The sequence below is a fragment of the Xanthobacter sp. NM-25 genome (genome assembly GCF_022138605.1).
In the GTDB taxonomy this organism is placed as follows: domain Bacteria; phylum Pseudomonadota; class Alphaproteobacteria; order Rhizobiales; family Xanthobacteraceae; genus Xanthobacter.
The window spans coordinates 193,678-217,991 of record NZ_JACBFS010000007.1; the positions used below are offsets into that span (position 1 = coordinate 193,678).

25 protein-coding genes are annotated in these 24,314 nt (G+C 69.0%); 9 read left to right on the forward strand and 16 right to left on the reverse strand.

Going from position 1 to position 24,314, the window contains the following annotated elements; genetic code table 11:
• Positions 1–14: 14 nt before the first annotated feature.
• From phnG to MEU52_RS18890, 7 genes are read left to right on the forward strand one after another with little or no spacing between them, the layout of a single operon-like run.
• On the forward strand, positions 15–539 hold the full coding sequence (phnG, locus tag MEU52_RS18860; protein WP_273546387.1) for a phosphonate C-P lyase system protein PhnG: 525 nt from the start codon (positions 15–17) through the stop codon (positions 537–539).
• Complete coding sequence (gene phnH, locus MEU52_RS18865; RefSeq protein WP_238123516.1) at positions 539–1,138, forward strand: phosphonate C-P lyase system protein PhnH; 600 nt, start codon at positions 539–541, stop codon at positions 1,136–1,138. Before phnG ends, phnH begins: the two co-directional genes overlap by 1 nt.
• Before the next feature lie 33 nt (positions 1,139–1,171).
• On the forward strand, positions 1,172–2,314 hold the full coding sequence (locus tag MEU52_RS18870) for a carbon-phosphorus lyase complex subunit PhnI (RefSeq protein WP_238123517.1): 1,143 nt from the start codon (positions 1,172–1,174) through the stop codon (positions 2,312–2,314).
• 17 nt (positions 2,315–2,331) lie between these two features.
• A complete protein-coding gene (locus tag MEU52_RS18875) occupies positions 2,332–3,237 on the forward strand; it encodes an alpha-D-ribose 1-methylphosphonate 5-phosphate C-P-lyase PhnJ (RefSeq protein ID WP_238123591.1) in 906 nt (301 codons plus the stop codon).
• A complete protein-coding gene (gene phnK / locus MEU52_RS18880) occupies positions 3,234–4,043 on the forward strand; it encodes a phosphonate C-P lyase system protein PhnK (RefSeq protein ID WP_238123518.1) in 810 nt (269 codons plus the stop codon). The genes MEU52_RS18875 and phnK overlap by 4 nt, the downstream gene beginning before the upstream one ends.
• 11 nt (positions 4,044–4,054) lie before the next feature.
• A complete protein-coding gene (gene phnL / locus MEU52_RS18885) occupies positions 4,055–4,753 on the forward strand; it encodes a phosphonate C-P lyase system protein PhnL (RefSeq protein WP_238123519.1) in 699 nt (232 codons plus the stop codon).
• Positions 4,754–4,781: 28 nt separating this feature from the next.
• Positions 4,782–5,933 carry an alpha-D-ribose 1-methylphosphonate 5-triphosphate diphosphatase gene (locus MEU52_RS18890; protein WP_238123520.1) on the forward strand — a complete coding sequence of 384 codons (1,152 nt, stop codon included), beginning with the start codon at positions 4,782–4,784 and terminating at the stop codon, positions 5,931–5,933.
• Between the two features lie 413 nt (positions 5,934–6,346).
• Here MEU52_RS18890 and sciP read toward each other — a convergent pair whose 3' ends face one another.
• From sciP to MEU52_RS18950, 12 genes are all read right to left on the reverse strand, one after another.
• Positions 6,347–6,622, reverse strand: a complete 276-nt coding sequence (sciP, locus tag MEU52_RS18895; RefSeq protein ID WP_012113328.1) for a CtrA inhibitor SciP — start codon at positions 6,620–6,622, stop codon at positions 6,347–6,349.
• Positions 6,623–6,985: 363 nt separating this feature from the next.
• Positions 6,986–7,306, reverse strand: coding sequence for a type II toxin-antitoxin system YafQ family toxin (locus tag MEU52_RS18900; protein WP_238123521.1), 321 nt, complete (start codon positions 7,304–7,306; stop codon positions 6,986–6,988).
• The gene (locus MEU52_RS18905; protein ID WP_238123522.1) at positions 7,281–7,556 is read right to left on the reverse strand and encodes a type II toxin-antitoxin system RelB/DinJ family antitoxin; all 276 of its coding nucleotides are present in this window, start codon (positions 7,554–7,556) and stop codon (positions 7,281–7,283) included. Before MEU52_RS18905 ends, MEU52_RS18900 begins: the two co-directional genes overlap by 26 nt.
• Before the next feature lie 152 nt (positions 7,557–7,708).
• Positions 7,709–9,790, reverse strand: a complete 2,082-nt coding sequence (gene glyS, locus MEU52_RS18910) for a glycine--tRNA ligase subunit beta (RefSeq protein ID WP_238123523.1) — start codon at positions 9,788–9,790, stop codon at positions 7,709–7,711.
• Between the two features lie 11 nt (positions 9,791–9,801).
• Positions 9,802–10,404, reverse strand: coding sequence for a cysteine hydrolase family protein (locus MEU52_RS18915; RefSeq protein ID WP_238123524.1), 603 nt, complete (start codon positions 10,402–10,404; stop codon positions 9,802–9,804).
• On the reverse strand, positions 10,401–11,348 hold the full coding sequence (locus tag MEU52_RS18920; RefSeq protein ID WP_238123592.1) for a glycine--tRNA ligase subunit alpha: 948 nt from the start codon (positions 11,346–11,348) through the stop codon (positions 10,401–10,403). Before MEU52_RS18920 ends, MEU52_RS18915 begins: the two co-directional genes overlap by 4 nt.
• A gap of 256 nt (positions 11,349–11,604) precedes the next feature.
• Positions 11,605–12,696, reverse strand: coding sequence for a TRAP transporter substrate-binding protein (locus tag MEU52_RS18925; protein WP_238123525.1), 1,092 nt, complete (start codon positions 12,694–12,696; stop codon positions 11,605–11,607).
• 176 nt (positions 12,697–12,872) lie between these two features.
• Complete coding sequence (locus MEU52_RS18930; protein ID WP_238123526.1) at positions 12,873–14,039, reverse strand: Mrp/NBP35 family ATP-binding protein; 1,167 nt, start codon at positions 14,037–14,039, stop codon at positions 12,873–12,875.
• 257 nt (positions 14,040–14,296) lie between these two features.
• Positions 14,297–14,980: a uracil-DNA glycosylase family protein gene (locus MEU52_RS18935; protein ID WP_238123527.1), complete on the reverse strand. Its 684-nt coding sequence runs from the start codon at positions 14,978–14,980 to the stop codon at positions 14,297–14,299.
• Positions 14,958–15,701 (reverse strand): MBL fold metallo-hydrolase, encoded by a 744-nt coding sequence (locus MEU52_RS18940; protein WP_238123528.1) that lies wholly within the window; start codon positions 15,699–15,701, stop codon positions 14,958–14,960. The genes MEU52_RS18935 and MEU52_RS18940 overlap by 23 nt, the downstream gene beginning before the upstream one ends.
• Before the next feature lie 4 nt (positions 15,702–15,705).
• Entirely contained in the window at positions 15,706–16,317 is a 612-nt protein-coding gene (locus tag MEU52_RS18945) for a glutathione S-transferase family protein (protein WP_238123529.1), read from the reverse strand.
• A gap of 68 nt (positions 16,318–16,385) precedes the next feature.
• Positions 16,386–16,877, reverse strand: a complete 492-nt coding sequence (locus MEU52_RS18950; protein WP_238123530.1) for a thermonuclease family protein — start codon at positions 16,875–16,877, stop codon at positions 16,386–16,388.
• A gap of 178 nt (positions 16,878–17,055) precedes the next feature.
• Here MEU52_RS18950 and MEU52_RS18955 point away from each other — a divergent pair, with 178 nt between their 5' ends.
• Complete coding sequence (locus tag MEU52_RS18955; RefSeq protein ID WP_238123531.1) at positions 17,056–18,075, forward strand: sensor histidine kinase; 1,020 nt, start codon at positions 17,056–17,058, stop codon at positions 18,073–18,075.
• A 14-nt stretch (positions 18,076–18,089) separates the two neighbouring features.
• Here MEU52_RS18955 and cobT read toward each other — a convergent pair whose 3' ends face one another.
• From cobT to MEU52_RS18975, 4 genes are all read right to left on the reverse strand, one after another.
• Complete coding sequence (gene cobT, locus MEU52_RS18960; RefSeq protein ID WP_238123532.1) at positions 18,090–19,115, reverse strand: nicotinate-nucleotide--dimethylbenzimidazole phosphoribosyltransferase; 1,026 nt, start codon at positions 19,113–19,115, stop codon at positions 18,090–18,092.
• 137 nt (positions 19,116–19,252) lie between these two features.
• Positions 19,253–19,888 (reverse strand): PadR family transcriptional regulator, encoded by a 636-nt coding sequence (locus tag MEU52_RS18965; RefSeq protein ID WP_238123533.1) that lies wholly within the window; start codon positions 19,886–19,888, stop codon positions 19,253–19,255.
• 464 nt (positions 19,889–20,352) lie between these two features.
• Positions 20,353–21,522, reverse strand: coding sequence for a DUF2778 domain-containing protein (locus tag MEU52_RS18970; RefSeq protein ID WP_238123534.1), 1,170 nt, complete (start codon positions 21,520–21,522; stop codon positions 20,353–20,355).
• A gap of 734 nt (positions 21,523–22,256) precedes the next feature.
• A complete protein-coding gene (locus tag MEU52_RS18975; protein ID WP_238123535.1) occupies positions 22,257–23,039 on the reverse strand; it encodes a response regulator in 783 nt (260 codons plus the stop codon).
• A 352-nt stretch (positions 23,040–23,391) separates the two neighbouring features.
• Between MEU52_RS18975 and MEU52_RS18980 the strand changes: the two genes are divergently transcribed.
• On the forward strand, positions 23,392–24,312 hold the full coding sequence (locus MEU52_RS18980; RefSeq protein WP_238123593.1) for an AAA family ATPase: 921 nt from the start codon (positions 23,392–23,394) through the stop codon (positions 24,310–24,312).
• Positions 24,313–24,314: the final 2 nt, after the last annotated feature.

Here is a 24,314-nt window from a genome sequence, read left to right on the forward strand (position 1 = left end):
CGATCGAGACCGCCATGATCCCCGACACCCCACCTGAGGCTGCGGCGACACCGGCCGGCGCCCCCGGTTTTCCCCTTCCCCCCACCGATGGCGCGACTCCAGAGGTGGCCCAGCGCCAGGCGGTGATGGGCCTCCTCAACCGCGCCACCCTCGCCGAACTGCAGGCCGCCATCGAGCGCTTCCAGCCGCTGCCGAAGGTGCATGTGCTGCGGCCGCCGGAGGTGGGGCTGGTGATGGTGCAGGGCCGCACCGGCGGCGACGGCGCCCCCTTCAATCTCGGCGAGGCCACCGTGACCCGCGCCGCCGTGCATCTGGATGGCGGCGCCACCGGCGTCTCCTATCTGCTCGGCCGCGCGCCGGAAAAAGCCAAGGCCGCCGCGCTGCTCGATGCCCTGTGGCAGGACCCGGCCCTGCGCATCGCGGTGGAGGATGCGCTGCGGCCGCTGCGCCGGCGGCTCGCCGCCGAGGCCGCCCGCACCCAGCAGGACACCGACGCGACGCGGGTGAACTTCTTCACCATGACCCGGGGAGAAGACTGATGGGCATCGCCGCCCCCGCCGCCGGCTTCGCTGAACCCGTGCATGAGTCCCAGCGCACCTTCGTCGCCCTCATGTGGGCCATGGCGGAGCCCGCTCTGCCCCGCCCCCTCGCCAGCGCGCTCACCCCGCCGGCGCCGCTCTCCCCCGAGCTTGCCGCCGTGGCCCTGACGCTGCTCGATTATGAAACGCCCTTCTTCCTCGATGGGCCCCTCGCCATCGCCCCGGTGGCGGCGTTCCTGCGCTTTCATACCGGCGCCCCGCACACCCTGGTGGCCGCCGAAGCCCGTTTCGTGCTGTGTGCCGACGCCGGGGCGCTGCCGGACTTCGCCACCCTCGCCCAGGGCACGGCGGACTACCCGGACCGCTCGGCCACGGTGCTGGCGCAGGTGGACCGCTTCACCGCCGGCCCGCTGATCTTCTCCGGCCCCGGCATTCCCGACACCCGCCGCTTCGGTGCCGAACCGCTGCCGGCGGACCTCGCCGCCCGGCTCGCCGCCAATGCTGCCCTTTTCCCGCTCGGCATCGATCTGGTGCTGTGCGCGCCCGGCACCGTCGCCGCCCTGCCGCGCACCACCCGGCCGGTGACGCCGAACCCCTGACGTTCCCCCCATCAGCCTGCGGAGACTGACATCATGTATGTGGCCGTCAAAGGCGGTGAGGACGCCATCCGCAATGCCCATGACCTGCTGGCCCGCACCCGGCGGGGCGATCCCGGCGTGCCGGAGATCGGCCTCGACCAGATCGCCGAGCAGCTGGGCCTCGCCGTGGACCGGGTGATGGCCGAGGGCTCGCTCTATGATCGCGACCTCGCCGCCCTCGCCATCAAGCAGGCGCGGGGTGACCTCATCGAGGCGATCTTCCTCGCCCGCGCTTTCCGCACCACCTTGCCGCGGTTCGGCACCAGCGTGCCGGTGGACACCACCGCCATGGCCATCCGCCGGCGCATCTCCGCCACCTTCAAGGATCTACCCGGCGGCCAAGTGCTGGGCCCCACCTTCGACTACACCCACCGCCTGCTCGACCAGGGCCTCGCCACCACCGCGCAGACCACCGTGAAGAAACCGGCAGCCTCGGCCTCCGAGCCCACCGGCGAGGAGGCTGCCGTCGCCTCACCTCCCATGCCCCGGGTGACCGATCTTCTGGGCGATGAAGGCCTGATCGAGCCCGCGCCGGCGGACGACGGGACGGCGCCCACCGACATCACCCGCACGCCGCTCAGCTTTCCCGCCGGCCGGCCGGCGCGGCTGCAGGCGCTGGCGCGGGGCGACGAGGGCTTTCTGCTGGCGCTCGGCTATTCCACCCAGCGCGGCTATGCCAGAAGCCACCCGTTCGTGGGGGAGATCCGCTTCGGCACGGTGGAGGTGAGCCTGCCGGTGGAGGAGCTGGGCTTTGCCGTGCCGCTCGGCGACATCACCCTCACCGAGTGCCAGAACATCAATCAGTTCAAGGGCTCGGCCACCACCCCGCCGCAGTTCACCCGGGGCTATGGACTCGTGTTCGGCCAGTCGGAACGCAAGGCCATGTCCATGGCGCTGGTGGACCGGGCCCTGCGCTTCGCCGAATTGGGGGAGGAGAAGACCGCCCCCGCCCAGGACGAGGAATTCGTTCTCTCCCATTGCGACAATGTGCAGGCCACCGGCTTCGTGGAGCATCTGAAGCTGCCCCATTACGTGGACTTCCAGGCCGAGCTGGAGCTGGTGCGCCGCATGCGCGCCGCCCATGCTACGGACGAGGCCGCCGGCGCCCCGGTTCCCACTCAGGAGGCCGCGGAATGACACACCCCGCCACCGCCATGCCGGCCATTTCCTACAATTTCGCCTATCTCGACGAGCAGACTAAACGGATGATCCGGCGGGCGATTTTGAAGGCCATCGCCATTCCCGGCTATCAGGTGCCGTTCGCCGGCCGCGAGATGCCCATGCCCTATGGCTGGGGCACCGGCGGGGTGCAGGTGACCGCCGCGCTGCTCGGCGCCGACGACGTTCTGAAGGTGATCGACCAGGGCTCGGACGACACCACCAATGCGGTCGCGCTCCGCACCTTTTTCGAGACCACGGCGGGGGTGAAGACCACCTCCCACACGGCGGAGGCAAACGTTATCCAGACCCGCCACCGCATTCCCGAAACTCCGCTCAAACCCGGGCAGGTGCTGGTTTATCAGGTGCCGATCCCGGAGCCGCTGCGGTTCCTGGAGCCGCGCGAGACCGAGACCCGCAAGCTCCATGCCTTGTCGGACTACGGGCTGATTCACGTGAAACTCTATGAGGACATCGCCCGCCACGGCCATATCGCCACCACCTATGCCTATCCGGCGACGGTGAACGGCCATTATGTGATGGACCCCTCCCCCATCCCCAAGTTCGACAACCCCAAAATGGACCACTCCCCGGCCCTGCAAGTGTTTGGCGCCGGCCGCGAAAAGCGCATTTACGCAGTGCCGCCCTACACCTCGGTGGTGCCCTTGGATTTCGCGGACCACCCCTTCACCGTCCAGCGCTTTTCCCAGCCCTGCGCCTTGTGTGGGGCCGAAGGGGTCTATCTCGACGAGGTGATCCTCGATGACCAAGGCGGGCGCATGTTCGTGTGCTCGGACACCGATTATTGCGCCGGCCGGCAGGCCGAGGGGCACACCGGCACCCTGAGCGCGCCTGATGCGCCGACGCGGGCCGACGAGGGGCCGAAGGAGGGCTGCTCATGACCTCATCCGCCATGCCTCGGCCGAAGGCCGACGACGAGGCACCGCTGCTCGTCGCGGAGAAGCTGACGCGCTTCTACGGCGCCCGCCTCGGCTGCCGCGAGGTGGATCTCACCCTCCATCCGGGGGAGGTGCTGGCCATCGTCGGCGAATCCGGCTCCGGCAAGTCGACCCTGCTCTCCCTCCTCTCCACCGAGCTCGCCGCCAGCTCCGGCCGGGTGCTCTACCGCCAGCGCGACGGGGTCACCCGGGATCTCGCCACCCTCTCGGAGGCGGAGCGGCGCCTGCTGCTGCGCACCGACTGGGGCTTCGTGCGCCAGCATGCGGAACAGGGGCTGCGCATGGCGGTCTCAGCCGGCGGCAATGTGGGCGAGCGGCTGATGGCGGTGGGCGGGCGCCACTATGGCGCCATCCGCCAGCAGGCCATCGACTGGCTCGGCCGGGTGGAGATCGAAGCCGACCGGGTGGACGACGACCCGCGCAGCTTCTCCGGCGGCATGCGCCAGCGGTTGCAGATCGCCCGCAACCTCGTCACCCGGCCGCGGCTCGTCTTCATGGACGAGCCCACCGGCGGGCTCGATGTGTCGGTGCAGGCGCGGCTTCTGGACCTCATCCGCTCCCTGGTGGCGCAGTTCGGGCTGGCGGTGGTGATCGTCACCCACGACCTCGCGGTGGCGCGGCTGCTCTCCCACCGCATCATGGTCATGAAATCCGGCCGGGTGATCGAGGAGGGCCTCACCGACCAGGTGCTGGACGATCCGCGCGAACCCTATACCCAGCTCCTCGTCTCCTCGGTGCTCGTGCCATGATGGACCACACGATGGATGCCGCCCCCCTGCTCAGCGTCGAGGCCATCGCCAAGAGCTTCACCCTGCATTTGCAGCACGGGCTGCGGCTGCCGGTGGTGGCGGGGGTGTCCTTCACCCTCCAGCCGGGGGAATGCGTCGCCCTCGGCGGGCCATCGGGGGCCGGCAAGAGCTCCATTCTCAAGATGATCTACGGCAATTACCGCACCGATGCCGGCCATATCCGCGTGGCCGACGGCACGGAGCAGGTGGACGTGGCCACCGCCGCGCCGCGCCGCATGCTGCGGCTGCGGCAGCAGCGCATCGGCTATGTGAGCCAATTCCTGCGGGTGATCCCCCGCGTCGCCGCCCTCGACGTGGTGGCCGAGCCGCTGCTCGCCGAAGGGGTGGCGCCGGAGGCTGCCCGCGCCCGGGCCGGCGCTCTGCTCACCCGCCTCAACCTGCCGGAACGGCTGTGGCTTCTGCCGCCGGCCACCTTCTCCGGCGGCGAGCAGCAGCGGGTGAACGTGGCACGCGGCTTCATCGGCCGCCAGCCGCTGCTGCTTCTGGACGAGCCCACCGCCTCCCTCGATGCCGCCAACCGCGCCGTGGTCATCGACCTCATCGCCGAAAAGAAGGCGGCGGGCTGCGGCCTGCTCGGCATCTTCCATGATGCCGAGACCCGGGCGGCGGTGGCCGACCGGGTGGTGGACGTGACCCGCTTTTCCGCCTGAGCGACCCGCCTGGCATAAGGATGACACCATGACCGAACACGTGCTCACCAACGCCCGCCTGATCCTGGCGGAAGAGATGGTGCACGGCCATGTGCGCCTGGTGGATGGGCGCATCGCCGAGATCGGCACCGGCGCTGCGCCGGCGGGGGCGGAGGCGAGGGCGGAAGATTGCGGCGGGGATTATGTGCTGCCTGGCCTCATCGAGCTGCACACCGACCATGTGGAGGGCCATCTGGCGCCGCGGCCCAAGGTGAAATGGAACCCGCTCGCCGCCGTGCTCGCCCATGACGCGCAGATCGCTACCGCCGGCATCACCACCGTGTTCGATTCCCTGCGGGTTTGGCCGGACAAGAAGGCGGTGGGCATGGATGGGGATGCCCCGACCCTCATCGCGGCTCTGGAGGCCGCCCGCGCCGCCGATGCGCTCAGGGCCGACCACCGCATTCACCTGCGCTGCGAAGTGGCCACCGATACGGTGGTGGAGGATGCCGCCGCCCTCATGGCGAAAACCCCCATCCACCTCGTTTCCCTCATGGATCACACCCCGGGCCAGCGCCAGTTCGCCAGCGTCGAGCAGTTCCGCAGCTATTACATGAAGAAGAGCGGCATCTCCGCCGACGAGGCGGATGTCATCGTCGCCACCCGCATGGAATATCACAGCCTTTATGCCCGCAAGAACCGGGCGGGGCTGGTGGCCCTGGGCCACGCCCACGGCTGCATTTTGGCAAGCCATGACGATGCCACCCCCGAGCACGTGGCGGAGGCCATCGGCGACGGCGTCGCCATTGCCGAATTCCCCACCACCGAGGAGGCGGCGCGGCTCTCCCACGAGGCCGGCATCCGGGTGCTCATGGGCGCGCCCAATCTGGTGCGCGGCGGCTCCCACACCGGCAACGCCTCCGCCGAGGCGCTGGCGCGGGCCGGCCTGCTCGACATCCTCTCCTCGGATTACGTGCCGGCGAGCCTGTTGTGGTCGGCCTTCGACCTCGCCCGCAGGGTGCCGCACCTCACCCTGCCCCAGGCGGTGCAGCGGGTGACCAAGACCCCGGCCGAGGTGGTGGGCCTCACCGATCGCGGCGAGATCGCCCCCGGCAAGCGGGCCGATCTGCTGCGGGTGGCCCTGGCGGGGGAGATCCCGGTGGTGCGGGCCGTCTACCGGGAAGGGCGGCGGGTCGCCTGACCAGCCCGCCGTTCGGCGGCGCGTCTCGCACCCATCGACATTCAAGCGAGAACGGCCTGTTGAAGGGCGCATCCCCTCTCCCGCTTGCGGGGGAGGGCAAGGGGGGGGCCGGGACGCGACCAATGGCACCGGCCTTTAATGTTCAATACATTTTCGATTCCCGGCGCTGCGCTTTACCTCACGGCCGGGCCGACAGCTCCAACGTTTCGCCCCTCCCCACCCCTCCCCCGCACGCGGGAGAGGGAGCGGGATGGCGCGTCACCGGGGGCAGCGTCAGAGCCAGGCCGCCGCTCCATCGCGATCGAACCTCACCAAAAATCAAAGGCCGACAGGCGAAAAGCCCATCGGCCTTTGGTGAACGCCGTGCGGCGCCTGCCCCCCTCTCGCCCCGGCGTGGAACCGGGCCGACCGCATCACTGCCGGTAATGCTGGATGCGCGTGGTGCGCAGCCCCGGCAGACCGTGGCGGTCGATGGAGGCCTGCCAGGAGAGGAATTCGTCCACGGTCAGAGTATAGCGCTTGCACGCCTCTTCCAGGGACAGAAGACCTCCCCGCACCGCTGCCACCACCTCCGCCTTGCGGCGGATGACCCAGCGCCGCGTGTCGGGCGGCGGCAGGTCGGCGATGGTCAACGGACCACCATCAGGGCCGATTACGTATTTTACCCTCGGCCGATAGGCATCGGTCATTGTTACGCCACCTGTTACTCAACTCAACACAGGGGTTAACCTCGCCGAAGGCCATGAAAAAATTGCTAAGAGGAAGAAGAAGATGTTGTTTACTTCGATTAATGACTCGTGAACGCGTGCAAATGAAGAAATATAGAGAAAGACGAAATAGTTTCTATTTCTGACTTTCCCGCTTCGACAAAGTGCTTTTGCCGCCTTTCCGCGACCGATGTCACAGCTTCGCCAGGTAAAAAAATCTGACGCTGCGCAAGCATGGTACCTTCGTAAGGAGGCCTCAAGCGTGCAGGCGGCCCCCACCACACGCAGAAACGGCCCGGTCGCGGGGACCGGGCTGCCATCACAACGGCCCCTTCGGGCTGCCGATCACTCAAAGAGGTCCGCGTGCGTTCCCGCGCGAACAAAATTGATCTGATGTCTGTCCACTTGATAGATCAGCAGGAAATCACCGCCGATGTGGCACTCGCGGTGATCGGCCCATGCGCCCTTCAACGGATGATCCAGCCATTCGGGCTCGAGCGGCCCGTCATTGGCGACCAGCAGCAGCATGAGGTCTTTCAGGCGCACCATGTCATAGCGCCCGGAGCGGGAGAGGCGCTCCCAGTCCTTCACGAACGACTTGGTGAAATCGCAGGCCCTGAGAGGCTTCGCCCGCTTCCTGTCAGCGGGCTTTCTTGTCGAGGGCATCGATCAGGTCCTGCCCCGCGTGGAAGCGGGCCTGTCGCGCCGCCAGCATGGCGCGGGATTCGGCCATGGCAGCCTGTGTCTCGGCGTTCGGAATCTTCAATTCCAGCGGCAAAGCCTTGTCACGGGCAACGCGCGTCAGGGTGAGGCGCACCGCATCCGAAAGGGTCAGCCCGAAATAGCTCAGGACGGCCTCGGCCTCCGCCTTCACCTGCTCATCAACCCGGGCGCGAACAAACGCGGTCGTCGCCATGACGTGTCTCCCTCTCGCCCCTATGTAGCTCAATTGAGCAACACAAACAAGGACGGCGGCGACATCACCGACGGCTCATGTCCCTGGTCGCCGACGCAGAAACGGCCCGGTCGCGGGGACCGGGCCGTTCAGATGGCAGCAGGGCCGGCAGATCAGCCGGCGATGCGGTCGAAATCGGCGATGGCGCGGGTGGCGGTGCGGATCTCGTCCAGGAGCTTCAGCCGGTTCTCGCGCAGGGCCGGGTCCTCGGCATTCACCGTCACCGCCTCGAAGAAGGCATCGACGGGGGCCCTCAGGTCCGCGAGGGCGGTCATGGCGGTCTCGAAATCCTCCTTCAGGAGGGCGGCCTTCATGCGCTCCTTCACCGCGTCCATGGCGGCGGCGAGCTTTTCCTCGGCCTCTTCCTTCAGCAGCGTGGCGTCAGTGGGGCCCTGGTAGGTGCGGCCGTCCTTCTTCTCCTCGATGCGCAGGATGTTCACCGCGCGCCGATAGCCGGCCAGCAGGGTCTTGCCATCCTCGGTCTCCAGGAAGCGGGCCAGCACCGTCATGCGGCTCACCAGCAGGAACAGGTCATCCTGCCCCTCCAGAGCGAACACCGCATCCGCCAGATCCACCCGCGCCCCATTCTCGCGCAGATGCACCTTCAGCCGATCGGCGAAGAAGGAGAGGAGGTCGCCCTGCCAGGGGCCGGGGCTCGCCTGCGGCAGCGCCTCGGCGGCAGCGGCGATGAGCGTCGAGAGCCGCAGCCGCAGCCCGTTCTCCAGCACCATGCGGATCACGCCCAGCGCCGCGCGGCGCAGCGCATAGGGGTCCTTGGAGCCGGTGGGCTTTTCGTCGATGGCCCAGAAGCCCACCAAAGTGTCGATCTTGTCGGCCAGGGCCACCGCCACGGAAACGGGGGCCTTGGGCACGCGGTCGCTCGGGCCCTGAGGCTTGTAATGCTCCTCGCAGGCGGCGGCGATCTCCGGGGCGAGGCCCTCGCCCTGCGCATAATAGCGGCCCATGAGGCCCTGCAATTCGGGGAACTCGCCCACCACCTCGGTGACGAGATCCGCCTTGGCGAGCCGCGCCGCCTCGGCCGCCAGCGCCGGATCGGCCCCCACCTCGGGAGCGATGACCGCCGCGAGCTTGGCGATGCGGGCGATGCGGGCGGCCTGGGTGCCGAGCTTCTCGTGGAAGGTGATGTGCTCGAACTTCGGCAGCCGGCTCTCCAGGCTGTGGGCCCGGTCCGTATCCCAGAAGAATTTGGCGTCCGACAGCCGCGCCCGGATCACCCGCCCGTTGCCGGCGACGATGGCCTCGCCGCCGTCGCTCGCCACCAGATTGGAGATCAGGATGAAGCGGTTGGCGAGGCGCCCGGTCTTGGGGTCCTTCAGCACGAAGCATTTCTGGTTGGCGCGGATGGTGGCGCGGATCACCTCATCGGGAATGTCGAGGAAGCGCTCCTCGAACGACCCCATGAGCACCACCGGCCATTCCACCAGCCCGCAGACCTCTTCCAGAAGGCCCTCGTCCTCCACCAGCTCGAGCCCGGCGGCCAACGCCAAATCCTTGGCATCGTTGAGGATGATGGCCTTGCGGCGGTCGCGGTCGGCCACCACCTTGGCGGCCTCCAGCTTGGCCATCCAATCGTCCAGCCGCTTCACGGTGAAGGGCGCGGGCGCCATGAAGCGATGGCCGCAGGTGACGTTGGAGGAAACGATGTCATCCACCGCGAAGCGCACCACGTCCGGCTCGTCACCCTCGGAACCGAAGGTGCACAAAATGGTGTGCAGCGGCCGCACCCAGCGCAGGGAGCCCGAGCCCCAGCGCATGGATTTCGGCCAGGGGAAGCTGCGCACGATCTCCGGGATGATCTCGGCGATCACCTCCGGCGTGGTGCGGCCGACCTTCTCGATGACCGCCACATAGAAGTCGCCCTTCTTGGGGTCCGACTGGATCTTCGCCTCGTCGATGGAGCCGAGGCCCGCGCTCTTGAGGAAGCCGGCCAGGGCCGCCTCGGGGGCGCCGACGCGGGGGCCCTTCTTCTCCTCCTTCTGATCCGCCTGCTTGCCCGGCAGGCCGTGCACCGCCAGCGCCAGCCGGCGCGGCGTCACGAAGGCTTTCGCGCCTTCGTAGATCAGGCCCCGGTCCACCAGCGCGTCGGTGACGAGCTTGCGCAGGGTGTCGGCCGCCTGCGCCTGCATGCGGGCGGGGATTTCCTCGGAGAAGAGTTCAAGCAGAAGATCGGGCATGGGGCTGATTTTCAAGCAATCTCGGCCGTCGTGACGACGGTGGCGAAGCGATCGGCGAGCTCCGCGAGCGCGGTGCGATGAATGTCGGTGGCGGCGATGTCCGGCCCGCCCAGCGGATCCGGCAGCGTTCGGGTGGCGACGGCATCGGCCACCACGAAGGTGGTGAAGCCGAAGTCCAGCGCGTCGCGGGCCGTGGTGCTCACGCACATATGGGTCATGAAGCCGGCCAGGATCAGATCGGGCCGGCCGGTCGCGGCGAGCCGCTCCTCAAGATCGGTGCCGGCAAAGGAGCTGGGCAGGGTCTTTTCCACCACCGCCTCCCCCGCCTCCGGCAGGGCCGGCGCGGCGAAGGCGAAGCCCGTCCGCTCGGGATCGAACGGACCGCCGGAGCCGGCGCGGCCGCGGTGGGCCACATGGATCACCGGCGCGCCCGCCGCCCGGGCCGCCGCCAGCAGCCGGCCGATGGCCGCGAGCGCCGGGCCGACGCCCTCCAGCGGCAGCATGCCGTCCACATATTCGCGCTGGGCGTCGATGATCACCACCGCGGCGCGGCCCAGCACCGGCTTGTGCTGCGGCGCGCCGGAAAGCTGAAACAGGGTCTTGGCGCCGCTCATGATCGCGCCCCGCTCACGTCGGCACCACCACCGGCGGTCTTCAGCCAGGCGGCGCCGCAGGCCTTGGCCAGCTCGCGCACCCGCAGAATGTAGCTCTGCCGCTCGGTCACCGAGATGACGCCGCGGGCATCCAGCAGGTTGAACACGTGGGAGGCCTTGATGCACTGGTCATAGGCCGGCAGCGCCATCAGGTGCCGCTCGCCATCGGCGCCCGCCGCCAGATATTTGGTGCAGGCGCTCTCCGCCATGCGGAACTGCTCCAAGAGCATGTCGGTATCGGCATATTCGAAATTGTGCCGGGAATATTCCTGCTCGGCCTGCAGGAACACGTCGCCATAGGTGGTCTTCTCGGCGCCCTCGCGGCCGTTGAAATTGAGGTCGTAGACGTTCTCGACCCCCTGCACATACATGGCGAGGCGCTCCAGCCCATAGGTGAGCTCGCCGGAAACCGGGGCGCACTCGAAGCCCGCCACCTGCTGGAAATAGGTGAATTGCGAGACTTCCATGCCGTCGCACCAGCACTCCCAGCCGAGCCCCCAGGCGCCCAGGGTCGGGCTTTCCCAATCGTCCTCCACAAAGCGCACGTCGTGCAGCTTGAGATCGACGCCCATGGCCTCCAGGGACTTCAGATACAGCTCCTGCAGGTTTTCCGGCGAGGGCTTCAGGATCACCTGGAACTGGTAATAATGCTGCAGCCGGTTGGGGTTCTCGCCATAGCGCCCGTCCTTGGGGCGGCGCGAGGGCTGCACATAGGCCGCCTTCCAGTGCTTGGGGCCGAGCGCCCGCAGGGTGGTGGCGGGATGGAAGGTGCCGGCGCCCACCTCCATGTCGTAGGGCTGGAGGATGACGCAGCCCTGGTCCGCCCAGAAGCGCTGAAGGGTCAGCAGCAGGGCCTGGAAGGAACGGTCGGGCCGCATATGCGGCGGAAGGGCGGGGTCGATCATCTCAAGGCTCGCGACGAGGAAACCGGCGACGGCGCGGGCCCCGATGGCGGCGGCCAAGGCCGCGCCCGGCCGCTCGCGCCGAGGAAGCGGGCGCGAAGACTGCGCCGCCATGGGGCCGGACACTAGTTTTTCGCCCCGCCGATAGCAAGGGAAGCGGCGCGATGGGGCCTTCCCCCGCACGCGGGCTAAGGACAGGGGGCAAAGAAAAGCCCCGGCGCGCGGGCACGCCGGGGCAAAAGACTCAGGCGGAGCGCGATCAGCCGCGGGCGCGGGCGCGCACCATGAAGTCGTCATAGGTGAACTCGACGATCTGCCACCACAGATAGCCGTTGTTGCGGAACGCCTTCACGTCGTCCCAGATCTTCTTGAACTCGGGGTTCTTGGCGGAGATTTCGTCATAGAGGCTGTGCGCCGCCTTATAGGCCGCGTCCAGCACGTCGTTGGGATAGCGGCGCAGCTGGGTGCCGGACTTCACCAGGCTCTGGATGGCGATGGGGTTCTTGGCATCGTAGCTCGCCAGCATGCTCTCGTTGGCACGGGCGCAGGCGGATTCGAGGGCCGAGCGATAGGCCTTCGGCAGCTTCTCCAGCTCTTCGAGGTTGAAGAAGAAGTTCAGGGCCGCGCAGCCTTCCCACCAGCCGGGGTAATAATAATACTGCGCCACCTTATAGAGGCCGAGCCGCTCGTCGTCATAGGGGCCGACCCACTCGGCGGCGTCGATGGTGCCCTTCTCCAGCGCCGGATAGATGTCGCCGCCGGCCAGCTGCTGCGGCACCACGCCGAGCTTAGCCATCACCTGGCCGCCCATGCCGGCGATGCGCATCTTGAGGCCCTGCAGGTCGGCGACCGACTTGATCTCCTTGCGGAACCAGCCGCCCATCTGGCCGCCGGTGTTGCCGCCGGGCAGCATGTAGACGCCGTACTTCTTGTAGAAGTCGTTAAGCAGATTGAGGCCGTTGCCGAACAGGAACCAGGCGTTGGTCTGACGGGTGTTCAGCGAGAACGGAATGGCGGTGCCGAGACCGAAGGTCGGGTCCTTGCCCACATAGTAATAGGACGCCGAGTGGCACATCTCGACGGTCTTGTTCTGGGTGGCGTCCAGCGCCTGCAGGCCGGGCACGATCTCGCCGGCGGCGAACACCTGGATCTGGAACTTGCCCTCGGTGGCCTCGGAGACGGCCTTGGCCATCAGCTCGGCGGCGCCATAGATGGTGTCGAGGGACTTGGGGAAGGACGAGGTGCAGCGCCACTTCACTTCCGGCATCGTCTGGGCGATGGCCGGCATGGCGACGGCGGTGGAGGCGACGGCACCGGCGCCAGCGGCGGTGAGGAAATCACGGCGTTTCATGGAGCAGCTCCCTAGAACGTCTTTGGCGACGCGACCCGACCGCACGGGGTGAAGCGGCGTCTTGGCCCTATCTAGAGCCGGTCCGAGCCCAGGGGAAGCATGTTTGCATCGCAAAAATGGTGTTGGCGCACTGAAATGTGCGTCAACACCATACCGTACGACAGATTATTACGCGATTACTCCACAACGATGCGTGGCGCGGGCTTGGCGGCGGTCTCCAGCCGCTCCAGCGCCGCCTTCACGCCGGCCGCCACATGGCGATAGGCGGCGGCCTGCTCACCCTCGGGATCGGACACCAGCACCGGCGTTCCCGCGTCCGACATCTCGCGGATGCGCATATGCAGGGGAATCTCGCCGAGGAACGGCACACCCATCTTGTCCGCCTCCGCATGGGCACCCCCATGGCCGAAGATGTCGGACCGCCCGCCGCAATGGGGGCAGACGAAATAGGCCATGTTCTCCACCACGCCGAGGATCGGCACATTCACCTTCTCGAACATGGCGACGCCGCGCCGGGCGTCGATCAAAGCCATGTCCTGGGGGGTGGAAACGATCACCGCGCCGGCGAGGTTCACATTCTGCGCCATGGTCAGCTGGGCGTCGCCGGTGCCGGGGGGCATGTCCACCACCAGCACGTCGAGGGGGCCCCATTTCACGTCGCGCAGCATCTGGGTGATGGCGCTCATCACCATGGGGCCACGCCAGATCATCGGCGTCTCTTCATCCACCAGGAACCCGATGGACATCAGCTTCAGGCCGAAATTCTCCAGCGGGATGATGGTCTTGCCTTCCTCCATCTCGGGCTTTTCGCTGAGGCCGGAGAGGCGCGGCAAAGACGGGCCGTAGATGTCGGCGTCCAGCAGGCCGACGGTCATGCCCAGGTCCCGCAGGCCGAGCGCCAGGTTCATGGAGGTGGTGGACTTGCCCACGCCGCCCTTGCCCGAAGCGACGGCGATGATGGCCTTCACCCCCGGCACGGCGGTGCCGCGGGGCGGCGGCGGCGGGGCCGCCTTGGGCGCAGCCGGGGCTCCGGCGGCCGCGCCAGTCGAGGCCCCCATGGCCTTTTCGGCGGTCAGCGCCACCAGCGCCGAGGCGACGCCCGGCAGCGCCGCCACCGCCTTCTCGGCGGCGATGCGCACGCTCTCCCAGGCCCGCGCCTGGGCCGGCTCGACATTGATGGAGAGATAGACCTTGCCGGAGGTGACCACCACGCCGGACAGCGCCGGCGACTTGGAAAGGGCCACCCCATCCGGCGTGCGCACCTGCGACAGCGCCTCACGCACCTGATCTTCGCTCACCGCAGGCACGGAGCCCGCGTTTTCGGTTCCGCCGGTCTCGGCCATCTCGTCTCTCCCCTGCCGCGGCGTCGCGCCCTTTGACAACAGGCTGCGCAGGGCATCGGAGGCGCTTGCGGCAGCACTCTGGAACCAATCGAATATGTTGCTTCGCACGATGCGCCCTTCCTGCAAAGCCTCACTAATGGGCGTGCCCATCGCGCAGGCAACAGGCATGCCCAGCTTTGAGGCCCGGCCTGCGCTGCCCAAACTGCAGTCAGATGCCGCCTCATGCATGCCAAATCGCACATGAGATGGGAAGGATCTCAACGCCGCGCACCTGCGACGAGGCGCAGCAGGCGAGCGATATCGGCCTTCAGCTCCGGCAACAGTTCCTCTTCAAAAAACGGATTGCGCTTCAGCCAGCCGGTGTTGCGCCAGGAAGGATGGGGCAGCGGATAGAGCACCGTGGGCCGCGGCAGCCGGGCGCCCGCGTCCCGCACCGCCCGCCAGTTCGCCACCGTCTCGGTGAGGCCGCGGCCCACGAGGTGGCCAAGACCGAGGCGACGCAGATGATAGGCCTGTGCCGGCCGCCCCACCGCCAGCACCAGAGCGAACGGCGGCAAGGCGGCAAACACCGCATCATGCCAGGTGGCCACGCACTCGCGCCGGGGCGGCAGGTCCGCGCCCTTGGCGTCCTGGCCGGGAAAGCAGAAGCCCATGGGGGCGATGGCGATGCGCGCGGCATCATAAAATGCGTCGGCGCTCACCCCCATCCAGGCCCTCAGGCGATCCCCCGAGGCATCGGTGAAGGGCCGGCCGCTGGCGTGCACCTTGGTGCCCGGCGCCTGGCTCGCCACCAGGATGCGGGCGGTGGCCGACACCTGCAGCACCGGACGCGGCGCATGGGGCAGCGGCGCGCCGCGCGGCGCTTCCACGCACACCCGGCAGGCGCGGATGCGGGCCACCAACGCGTCGAGAGCGGCTTCAGATGTCGAGGACGAGGCCATCCTCCGCCACCGTGAAATGGGCGCCATCCACGGCGCCGCGCTGTTCCCACATGGCATCGCCCATATGGGTCAACAGGATGCGGCGGGCACCGAGCGCGGCCCGCTGGGCGGCGATGGTGGTGTAGGCCATGTGCCCCACCGGCGCGCCGTCGAACATATAGCTCTCGCAGATGAAGAGATCGGCGCCGTGTGCGATGGGCAGCAGCGCCTCGGTCCATTCGGTATCGCCGGAAAAGGCCAGGGTCCGCCCATAGAGGCCGAGCCGCAGGGCGGTGGCGGGGGGCCCGGCGAAATGGCGTACCTCGGCGGTGGTGAGGGTGAGCGGGCCGAGGGCGAGGGTGCCGCCCGGCGCCACCTCCTCCACCCGCCAGTCGAACCGCCAGGTGTTGCGGCCCATGCCGGCGAACATGGCCTCCATGAGCAGGTCCAGGCGGGCACGGGTGCCGGTGGGACCGACGATGGTGAGCGGCCGGCTGCGCCGGTGCACGAACTGGCCATCCAGCAGCAGCATGGGCAGGCCGCCGAAATGGTCGCCGTGCAGATGGCTCAGCACCACCATGTCGATGCGCGCCGGGTCGAGCCCCAGCCGGTTGAGGGCGACCGGGGCGCTGGCGCCGAAATCCAGCGTCAGCACCAGGTCTGCGCTCTCCACATGGTAGCAGGAATTGCCCCGCCCGCCGGAGCCGAAGGCATCGCCGCAGCCCACCACCGTCAGCCGCATGGCATCAGGCCTTCATGCTCGGGCGCTCCGACACCACATGGCGCCAGCGCCACACATGGGTGAGGTGCTCAGGCACCTCGGTGCGGATCGCCCGCATGAAATCCACGGAGACGATGGCGGTGATGTCGGCCACGGTGAAACGGGCACCGGCCACATAGGCCCGGTCCGCCAGTTCGCCATTCAGGAATTCGAGGAAGGCGAGCACCTTGGGCTTGTTGGCCTCGCCCCACTGGGGCACCTGGGGCACCTCCATGGCGGCCATGGCCGGGTTGAGATGGCGCAGCACCGCCGCCACCGGCAGGAACAGCTCCAGCTCCACCCGCCGCTGCCACATCTCCACCTGCGCCTGCTCCAGCGGGGTCGCGCCGAACAGGTTGGGCTCCGGCTGCACCGCCTCGAAATAGCGGCAGATGGCCATGGTCTCGCTGATCACGGTGCCGTCGTCCAGCACCAGGGCCGGCACCGCCTGGCGCGGATTGATACGGGTGAATTCGGCGCTCTTATGCTCCAGCTTGCCCAGGTCCACGGACACCAGCGGCACCGAAATGCCCTTTTCCGCCAGGAAGATGCGGACACGGCGCGGGTTCGGGGCGCGGGCCTGATCATAGAGCTTCATGGTGTGGCGTCTCCTCCATCTTTCACCAGCACAGACCACGGGGCGCCGGCGGGCGCAAGCGCGGCGGTTCAGCCGCCGCGGGGATGGGCGGCCCGGTAGTCCTGCGGCCGCTCGAAGCTTCCGCTCCACAGGCCCCGCCGGGCCGCGCGGGCCTCCTCCTCGGCGGCGACGTAGCCGTGCCGGCCATAGGCGACGGCAAGGCCCTTCCGCACCATCTCCTCGCCGATATCGGTACCGGACACGGTGCAGCGGGCGAGGCGCCGGTCATAGCGATCCCGCGATCCGGAGGTGCAGAACACCGGCCCGCGCAGCACCAGCTCCGCCAGGCCGAAGCGGGCGACCTCGCCGCAGGGCCAGCTGGTGCCGTCGCGCTGGCAGGTCTGGCGCAGTTCCGGCGCATCGATGCCTTCGAGGCGAATGCGCTGATGGTTGAGGGTGAAGCTGTCGCCATCGCTCACCGTGGCGGTGCCGCTCAGCACCTCCTTGCGCGTCAGCCACTCCGCGACAAGGCCCACGGCGAGCACGATGGCGAAGGCGACGATCACATCCAATATGCGCATGGCGGCGGTTGCGACCTTCCCAATACGGACCCGAAGCGGGCCCGATCGCAGAGCAACGGTTGACGACCCAGCCTGAACACAGGAGCGTTAACCCTTCGTTAACTGCCTTTCGGCGAGGAGTCGAAGGGTCAATCCCGGCACCCGGCGGTCTTCGGGCCGGCCAGCGCGAAGGGCTCGCATGCACGGTTCCGCTCACCCCCGGGTGAAGGACACGCCCCGCCCCGCCTCATCGCCGGGGCCGGAGCGCGCTCCCCTCGCAGTCCCCTCGCCGGTCCCGGCCGCCCTGCTGGTGGCCGCCACCGGCGTGCTGGGCCTTGCCGGAGCGGCCTTTGCCCTCAGTGGGGCCTGGGCGGCGGCGGCCGGCGCGGTGGTGGGTCTCGGCGCCGGCGCCCTGCTGATCACGCAGGCGCGGCGGCTCGATCGCGACCGCGCTGCTCTCGAAGCCCGCGCCAGCGCCGCCGAGGCGGCCCGCGCCCAGGCGGAGGCGGACAATCTCGCCAAATCCCGCTTTCTCGCCGAGATGAGCCACGAGCTGCGCACCCCGCTCAACACGGTGATGGGGTTTTCGGAGATGATGGCCGACGAGGTGCTCGGCCCCCATCGCATTCCCGCTTATGCCGGATACGCCCGCGACATCCTCGCCTCCGGCCGCCATCTCCTGGCGCTGGCCGACGATCTTCTGGACCTCGCCCGCATCGAGAGCGGCCACCGGGTGCTGCTGGAAACACCGGTGCATCTGGAGCGGCTGGGCCAGGAGTGCCTGGCCATGATGGCTCCCGACGCCCGCGCCCACCAGCTCGCCCTCGGCCAGGACAGCCACGGCCCGGCGCATCTGTGGGGCGATGAACGGGCGGTACGGCAGATGGCGCTGAACCTTCTGGCCAATGCGGTGAAATTCACCCCCGCCGGCGGCGAGGTGCGGCTCGTCACCGGCCGCGACGAGACCGGCGCGCCGTTCCTGGCGGTGGAAGATACGGGGCCCGGCGTTGCCGAGAGCGAGCTGCCCCTCGACGATGCCCGCCACCGGGAAAGCCGGCTCGATGTGAACAGCGGCCGTGGCGCCGGGCTGGGCCTCGCCATCGTGCGCGGGCTCGCCCAGCTGCATGGCGGCACGTTCCAGCTCACCCGCCGCGCCACCGGCGGCACCCGCGCCCTGGTGTGCTTCCCGGCGAGCCGGGCGCTGCGGGTGGCCGCCTGACGGCGGCTTGTGGTTCAGCTTTCCTCGGAAACGCCGGCCTCGGCGAAGGTGGCCATGCCGCGATGGCAGGCCACCGCCGCCTTCACCACGCCGATGGCCATGGCGGCGCCGGACCCCTCGCCGAGGCGCATGCCGAGATCGAGGATGGGGTTCAGTCCCAGCCGCTCCAGCACCGCACCATGCGCCTTTTCCGCCGAGACGTGGCCGGCGAGGCAATGGTCGATGGCGGACGGGTCGATGGCATGGAGCACGGCAGCGGCGGCGGTCACCACATAGCCGTCCAGCACCACCGGCACCTTCTCGTGGCGGGCGGAGATGATCGCCCCCGCCATGGCGGCGATCTCGCGGCCGCCCAGGCGCCGCAGCACTTCCAGCGGATCTTTGAGGTGCGGCCCGTGCAGGGCCACCGCCTCGCGCACCACCGCGAGCTTGCGCTCCAGCACCGCGCCGGTGGAGCCGGTGCCGGCGCCCACCCAATCCTCGGCGGTGCCGCCATAGAGGCCGTGGCAGATGGCGGCGGCGATGGTGGTGTTGCCGATGCCCATCTCGCCCAGGCACAGGAGGTCGGAGCCGCCGGCGATGGCCTCCATGCCGAACGCCATGGTGGCGGCGCACGCCTTCTCGTCGAGGGCCGCCTCGCGGCTGATGTCGGGGGTGGGATAGTCGAGGGCGAGGTCGAACACCCGGAGGCCGGCGTCGAAGGTGGCGCAGATCTGGTTCACCGCGGCCTTGCCGGCGGTGAAGGTGTCCATCATCTGCCGGGTCACCGCGCCGGGATAGGGCGAGACGCCGCGGTCCGCCACCCCGTGGGTGGCCGCGAACACCGCCACCATGGGCCGGTTGACCGTGGGCATGGAATTGCCCTGCCAGGCGGCGAGGTGAACGGCGATCTCCTCCAGCCGGCCGAGCGCGCCCGGCGGCTTCACCAGCTGGCCCTGGCGGCGCAGGGCCGCATTGCGCGCATCCTCATTGGCCGCCGGCATGGCGGCGATGAGGGCGCGGATGTCGTCGAAGGGAAGGCCACTTTCGGGAGCAAACATGGGACAGCTCGGGGGCAATGCGGGGCAACAGTTGGTCCGCTGCATAATCCGCCCGGCCCCACATCGCAAATGCGCCGGGGCGGGGAGCAGGCCCCGTCCCGGCGCACAGCCAGCGCACAGGCGTTCGAGCGGGTGGCTCAGGCCTCGCGGATGTCGTTGGCGGCGCGGGCCAAGATCTCGACGATCCGGGTTTCGGCGGCACGGCTCGCGTCCAGCTTCTCCTGGCTCACCTCGCGCAGGTTCTCCAGCGCCGCCTCCACCAGGCGCGGCAGCGCGGCGGCCTCGCCGGTGCCGCTGTCACCCCAGCCCATCCACTTGCGCACCCGGCTCATCTTGAGGCCGATCTCGGACAGGCGACCGAGGATGGCGTCGGCCAGATCCCGGTTCTGACCGAGATAGGCGGTGCCCTCGTCGGTGATGGCATAGAGCTTCTTGGCGCCCTCGGTGGTGGCGGTCACATAGCCCGCCTCCTCGAGAAAGGTGAGGGTGGGATAGATGACGCCCGGACTCGGCGAATACCAGCCGCCGGTCTTCTCCTCGATCACCTTGATCAGCTCATAGCCGTGGCGCGGCTGCTCGGCGATCAGCGCCAGGGCGAGCAGCTTGAGGTCGCCCTGGGCCAGCATGCGGCCGAGGCGGAACATGTCGCCGCCGCCACCGCCGCGGAACCGGCCGCCCCGGGGGCCCCGCGGGCCGCCCCGCTCACCTTCGCCGGCGAAATACCCAAGGCCCTCGCCCTCGCGGGGGCCACGATGCGGTCTGCATCCAAACATGGAACATCTCCTTAGATATATCTTTCGATATGATGTGGCCGATACATATCGTTCGATATATCGAGAGTCAACAGCTATATCTAAAGATAGTTCCGCACCTCCCCTGCGCCAGCGGCGGAACGCCGGCTGGAACGGCCCAGGGACATGCTGCGATGGGAGATCACGGGCGCGCCGAGAAAACGCACGAAGCAGGCGCACGAAGAGGGCGCGCAAAGAATGAGCGCGAAGCGACCCTCAACGGGCGCTTCAGGCGCTCGCCGCGGCCTGACGACCCACGGTGGCGCGAGGGCCTGCGGTGGCGCGAGGGATGGCATCCCGGCGCAACGGCGCCGGAAGACGCGCAACCGGTTCCACTCCCAACCCGACGGGGCCAGGGTGCAGCGCGGCCACGGTGCCGAGGGCCCAAGGCCAGGGACCCAAGACCCGGTGAACGAAGCCCCAGTGACCCGAGCGCCGCCGGGCGCTCACTCCGCGGAGGCGTTGGAGGATTTGGGCAATAGCCAGGACAAAAGCGACGGCGCCGGCTTCAGATGGCCCGGCAGGCGGTCCACCACCACGATCTTGGTGACCTCGCCGCGCTTGTAGGCGGCCATGAACTTGTCATGGTCCTTCACCGAGACGCAGCCGTTGGAGTCGCCGCGCGGCCCCATCATGAAGGGATGCACCAGGAAGCCGTCGCGGCCATACATCTTGCCACCGCCCACCGGGGTCATGCGCAGGGTGGCCACGCCGTGGAACAGGGCTTCCCGCGGCCGCAGGTTATAGATGTTGGGGGGCGTGGGGCCACGCATCTTCAGCGTCACCTTGCGGATGTCGTCCATGGAGTCGCCATAGCCTGAATGGGCCTCGTAGCGATCCCCATTGGGCATGTACACCATCTGCCCCTCGATATCGTAGAGGGCGTAGCCGCTGCCCGGCTTGGGAAGACCCACCGGCTCGCTCACCGATTTGGGCGCCGTCACCCCCAGCGCCAGACCGTCGGCCCCCTGGCCGGAGGGCTTCGGCGTGCTGGCGCGGGCCTCATCGGGCACCCGATCCGGCGCGCGGACCGCCGGCGTCTCGCTGGCGGGAAGATCCATGGGTGTCAGGGACGCCACCTGCCCGGCCGTCTGCCGACGTTGACGGGACAGAGGATTGCTGGGCGGCAGCGGCACCGCCGCCAGCTGCTGCATGGGTTCCGGCAGCCGACCGGCCATCAGCGGATTGCGCGACGGCGCCGGCGCGCTCTCGACGATGATCTGCGCCACCCGGGCGTCACGATCGAGATCACTGCCGCCCGCCAGCCGGGCACCGGAGAAGGTGCCGGCGGGCGCGGCGAGGCGCGGGCCCAGCAGCCAATAGGAATCGATTTCGATGGCGCCGGCCGCCGGCAGGCCATCGGCCCGGCTCACCGCATCGGCGGCACTGGCCAGACGATAGCTGCGACGCTCGGCGGCCACCGAGCGACGCAGGTCGAGATCGGTCACCTGCGGCGCCGTGGAGACCCAGGCCGCACCGGACGTGGCGGCGAAGGTGGCGGCGCCGGCAATGCCGACACCGAGCACGCTCAGCATCACCACATGCGACGTCCGCCAGCGGCGCTGAGGCCCGGCGTCGTCGAAATCCGGTTCCGTTCCCAAAGTGGTTCCCGCCATGACCCTCGTCACTCGAAGAGAAGGCCGCCCCGCCGTGGCGCGCGCCGGTCACTCGCCCGACGCGACACCTCGGCCGCTTTGCCGTTTCCGTTGCCGTCCACCGTGACCGTACCCGACACCGTCCTGGACCCGATCGGTCCATCCGGCGCGATCTTCGGATACGCGAGGTGCGACATCCCACCGACGTCCGCTGCGACACAGAGAAGGCGTCCGCTCCTCGTGGGCGGTCGCACCTGGCGCACCTTCGTCGGCACCCTAGCCGAGTTCCGTAACCATTCTCTTTACGTGCACCCGACCAGATTGGGAAGGCGAGAATAAGGAACCGCGCTTGCCCCAAGCTGCAGCCCGCCGCCCCCGGCGATGCCCCGGCGCCACGGACCCGCGCGGCGCTGATACACGCCGATGCCAGCTTCGGCACCGACGGACAGGGCACCTGTCCCCCACCCGGACACCTGCCCGCGGTGCGGTGCTTCAACATGACCTTTCGTCATGCCGTCCCCCTTCAACCCGCTCCAACACGCTTGCCGGCGCGCAGGGCGCAGCGGCGGCGCTGCTGCTGCAGATGTGGGGATCGGGCGCGGCCGGAACAAGCGGGCGACCCCGCCCGCTCCCCTGCCGGCGCGCCGCCATCGGCGGCCGGAAAGTGGCCCCGGCGCGACATTTCCGTGGCGCCGGCCTGGCCCACCTGCGCGCTGTTGCCGCACCCTGGGAGCGGCGGCCCAGCCCCGCGCCCGTCAGTCCAGCTTGATGCCGATGCGATCGGCCTGCCGCTTGACGAAGGCCTCCATGCGCGCCCGCCCGGCATCGGTGAGGTGGACGATGACCCGCCGCCGGTCGCGCGGATCCGGCACGCGGTCGATCAGGCCGGCATCCTTCAGGTCGTCGATGCGGCGCAGGGCGGTGGTGGTGGGTGCGCCGGAGGCGATGCACAGGCTGGTGACGGAGATGGGCCGGCCACTGGCCTCGGCCACCGCCAGATCCAGCATCATGTCCCACGCCGGATCCGAGAACAGGCCGCTCTGGAAGATGGCATCGCGATCCGCCCGGGCCGCCACCAGGGCCCGCAGATAATTGGGGCGCGGCACCGCCGCCTTGCCGGGCTCGCCGGCCGCCGCCTCGGCCTCCTCATCGGCCACCAGCGCCAGGGCGCGGCGGATGGCGTGGGCCACCTCCTCCGCCGACAGCGGCTTCTGCAGGAAATCCACCGCATGCAGGCGCAGCGCGCCCACCGCCCGGTCGAGGGAGGCGTGGCCGGTGATGACGATGGCTGCCATGGGATGGCGCTGGCGCCGCACCGCAAGCTTCTGCAACAGCTCGATGCCGTCGATCCGCGGCATCTGCAGATCGGTGACGATCACCTTCAGCGCCGGATTCTGCTGCACCACGTCGAGCGCCTCCACGGCCGTCGAGGCGGTGAGGCAGGTCATTCCCAGACCTTCCAGGCCCTCGCAGAGCTCGGACAGCATGTCCACATCGTCATCCACCAGCAGAACACGGGGAATGGCGGTCTCCTCCATGGGCCTCTCCTGCGGCGGCCTTCACCGGACGCCTGCGACATTCTGTCCAGCATGATGCCAGTGATCGCCGGTTTTGGAAGCCGCGACCGGCCGGGGGCACGCTGTTTCTCGGCAATGCGTTGGGCACGCCATATGGTTTTCAACCATAGCCTGCATGCGCCCGCAATCCCGCGCTGGCGAAGAATGATCCTCTGCCCGGCTGCGTATTGCGCCGCACAGGGTCTATAAGGTCTCCATTCGACGGCCGAACCGGAACGCCTCAGTGACACCTTCCCTGCCCGACGCCACCTTTGCCGACAGCGCGCTCGATGCCGCTGACCTGCAGGGCGCCTTCACCCGCCTCGCCGATTACATGAACACCAGCATCCTGGGGCAGCCGGCGTTCGTGGACCTGTTGCTGGTGGCGGTGCTGGCCGACGGCCACCTCTTGGTGGAAGGGGCGCCGGGCCTTGCCAAGACCAAGGCCATCAAGGCGCTGGCCCGGGCCATCGACTGTGACGACCAGCGCATCCAGTTCACCCCGGACCTTCTGCCCTCCGACCTCACCGGCACCGACATCTTCCGGCCCGAGGACGGCTCGTTCCGCTTCCAGCCCGGCCCGGTGTTCCACAATTTCATCCTGGCCGACGAGATCAATCGCGCCCCCGCCAAGGTGCAGGCGGCGCTGCTGGAGGCCATGGCCGAACGGCAGGTGACCGTGGGCGGCGTCACCTATGCGCTGCCCAAGCTGTTCCTGGTGATGGCCACCCAGAACCCCATCGAGCAGGAGGGCACCTATCCCCTGCCCGAGGCCCAGCTCGACCGCTTCCTGCTGCATGTGAAGATCGGCTATCCCGACATCGCCGCCGAGCGGCAGATCCTGCGGCTGGTGCGCGGCGAGGCCCATGGCGAGGAGGTGCGGTTCGGCGCGCCGCTGCCGCAATCGGTGATCTTCGCCGCCCGCCAGGCGGCGCTCGCCACCTATATGTCGGAGGCGGTGGAGGAATATCTGCTGCAGTTCGTGTTCGCCACGCGCCAGCCCACCCTCTATGGCGACGACCTCGCCGGCCTCGTGTCGTTCGGCGCCAGCCCGCGCGGCTCCATCGCGCTCGATCGCTGCGCCCGCGCCCATGCCTGGCTGCGCGGCCGCGATTTCGTCACCCCGGAAGACGTCCAGGCGGTGGCCAAGCCGGTGCTGCGCCACCGCGTGCTGCTGACCTTCGAGGCCGAGGCCGACGGCATGGGCACCGACGATTTCCTCGATGCCCTCATCGCCCGCGTGCCGGTGAGCTGACC

Bases quoted from the DNA above. Each gene is read 5' to 3' on its own strand.
- MEU52_RS18890 (WP_238123520.1), top strand. From the start codon at position 4,782: ATGACCGAACACGTGCTCACCAACGCCCGCCTGATCCTGGCGGAAGAG.
- MEU52_RS18950 (WP_238123530.1), bottom strand. From the start codon at position 16,877: ATGCGCATATTGGATGTGATCGTCGCCTTCGCCATCGTGCTCGCCGTG.
- MEU52_RS18930 (WP_238123526.1), bottom strand. From the start codon at position 14,039: ATGGCCGAGACCGGCGGAACCGAAAACGCGGGCTCCGTGCCTGCGGTG.
- cobT (WP_238123532.1), bottom strand. From the start codon at position 19,115: ATGTTTGCTCCCGAAAGTGGCCTTCCCTTCGACGACATCCGCGCCCTC.
- MEU52_RS18965 (WP_238123533.1), bottom strand. From the start codon at position 19,888: ATGTTTGGATGCAGACCGCATCGTGGCCCCCGCGAGGGCGAGGGCCTT.
- phnH (WP_238123516.1), top strand. From the start codon at position 539: ATGGGCATCGCCGCCCCCGCCGCCGGCTTCGCTGAACCCGTGCATGAG.
- MEU52_RS18955 (WP_238123531.1), top strand. From the start codon at position 17,056: ATGCACGGTTCCGCTCACCCCCGGGTGAAGGACACGCCCCGCCCCGCC.
- MEU52_RS18935 (WP_238123527.1), bottom strand. From the start codon at position 14,980: ATGGCCTCGTCCTCGACATCTGAAGCCGCTCTCGACGCGTTGGTGGCC.
- phnL (WP_238123519.1), top strand. From the start codon at position 4,055: ATGGATGCCGCCCCCCTGCTCAGCGTCGAGGCCATCGCCAAGAGCTTC.
- MEU52_RS18980 (WP_238123593.1), top strand. From the start codon at position 23,392: ATGAACACCAGCATCCTGGGGCAGCCGGCGTTCGTGGACCTGTTGCTG.
- MEU52_RS18940 (WP_238123528.1), bottom strand. From the start codon at position 15,701: ATGCGGCTGACGGTGGTGGGCTGCGGCGATGCCTTCGGCTCCGGCGGG.
- MEU52_RS18970 (WP_238123534.1), bottom strand. From the start codon at position 21,522: ATGGCGGGAACCACTTTGGGAACGGAACCGGATTTCGACGACGCCGGG.
- phnG (WP_273546387.1), top strand. From the start codon at position 15: ATGATCCCCGACACCCCACCTGAGGCTGCGGCGACACCGGCCGGCGCC.
- MEU52_RS18975 (WP_238123535.1), bottom strand. From the start codon at position 23,039: ATGGAGGAGACCGCCATTCCCCGTGTTCTGCTGGTGGATGACGATGTG.
- MEU52_RS18915 (WP_238123524.1), bottom strand. From the start codon at position 10,404: ATGAGCGGCGCCAAGACCCTGTTTCAGCTTTCCGGCGCGCCGCAGCAC.
- phnK (WP_238123518.1), top strand. From the start codon at position 3,234: ATGACCTCATCCGCCATGCCTCGGCCGAAGGCCGACGACGAGGCACCG.
- MEU52_RS18905 (WP_238123522.1), bottom strand. From the start codon at position 7,556: ATGGCGACGACCGCGTTTGTTCGCGCCCGGGTTGATGAGCAGGTGAAG.
- MEU52_RS18900 (WP_238123521.1), bottom strand. From the start codon at position 7,306: ATGCCCTCGACAAGAAAGCCCGCTGACAGGAAGCGGGCGAAGCCTCTC.
- MEU52_RS18925 (WP_238123525.1), bottom strand. From the start codon at position 12,696: ATGAAACGCCGTGATTTCCTCACCGCCGCTGGCGCCGGTGCCGTCGCC.
- MEU52_RS18945 (WP_238123529.1), bottom strand. From the start codon at position 16,317: ATGAAGCTCTATGATCAGGCCCGCGCCCCGAACCCGCGCCGTGTCCGC.
- MEU52_RS18870 (WP_238123517.1), top strand. From the start codon at position 1,172: ATGTATGTGGCCGTCAAAGGCGGTGAGGACGCCATCCGCAATGCCCAT.
- MEU52_RS18875 (WP_238123591.1), top strand. From the start codon at position 2,332: ATGCCGGCCATTTCCTACAATTTCGCCTATCTCGACGAGCAGACTAAA.
- sciP (WP_012113328.1), bottom strand. From the start codon at position 6,622: ATGACCGATGCCTATCGGCCGAGGGTAAAATACGTAATCGGCCCTGAT.
- glyS (WP_238123523.1), bottom strand. From the start codon at position 9,790: ATGCCCGATCTTCTGCTTGAACTCTTCTCCGAGGAAATCCCCGCCCGC.
- MEU52_RS18920 (WP_238123592.1), bottom strand. From the start codon at position 11,348: ATGATCGACCCCGCCCTTCCGCCGCATATGCGGCCCGACCGTTCCTTC.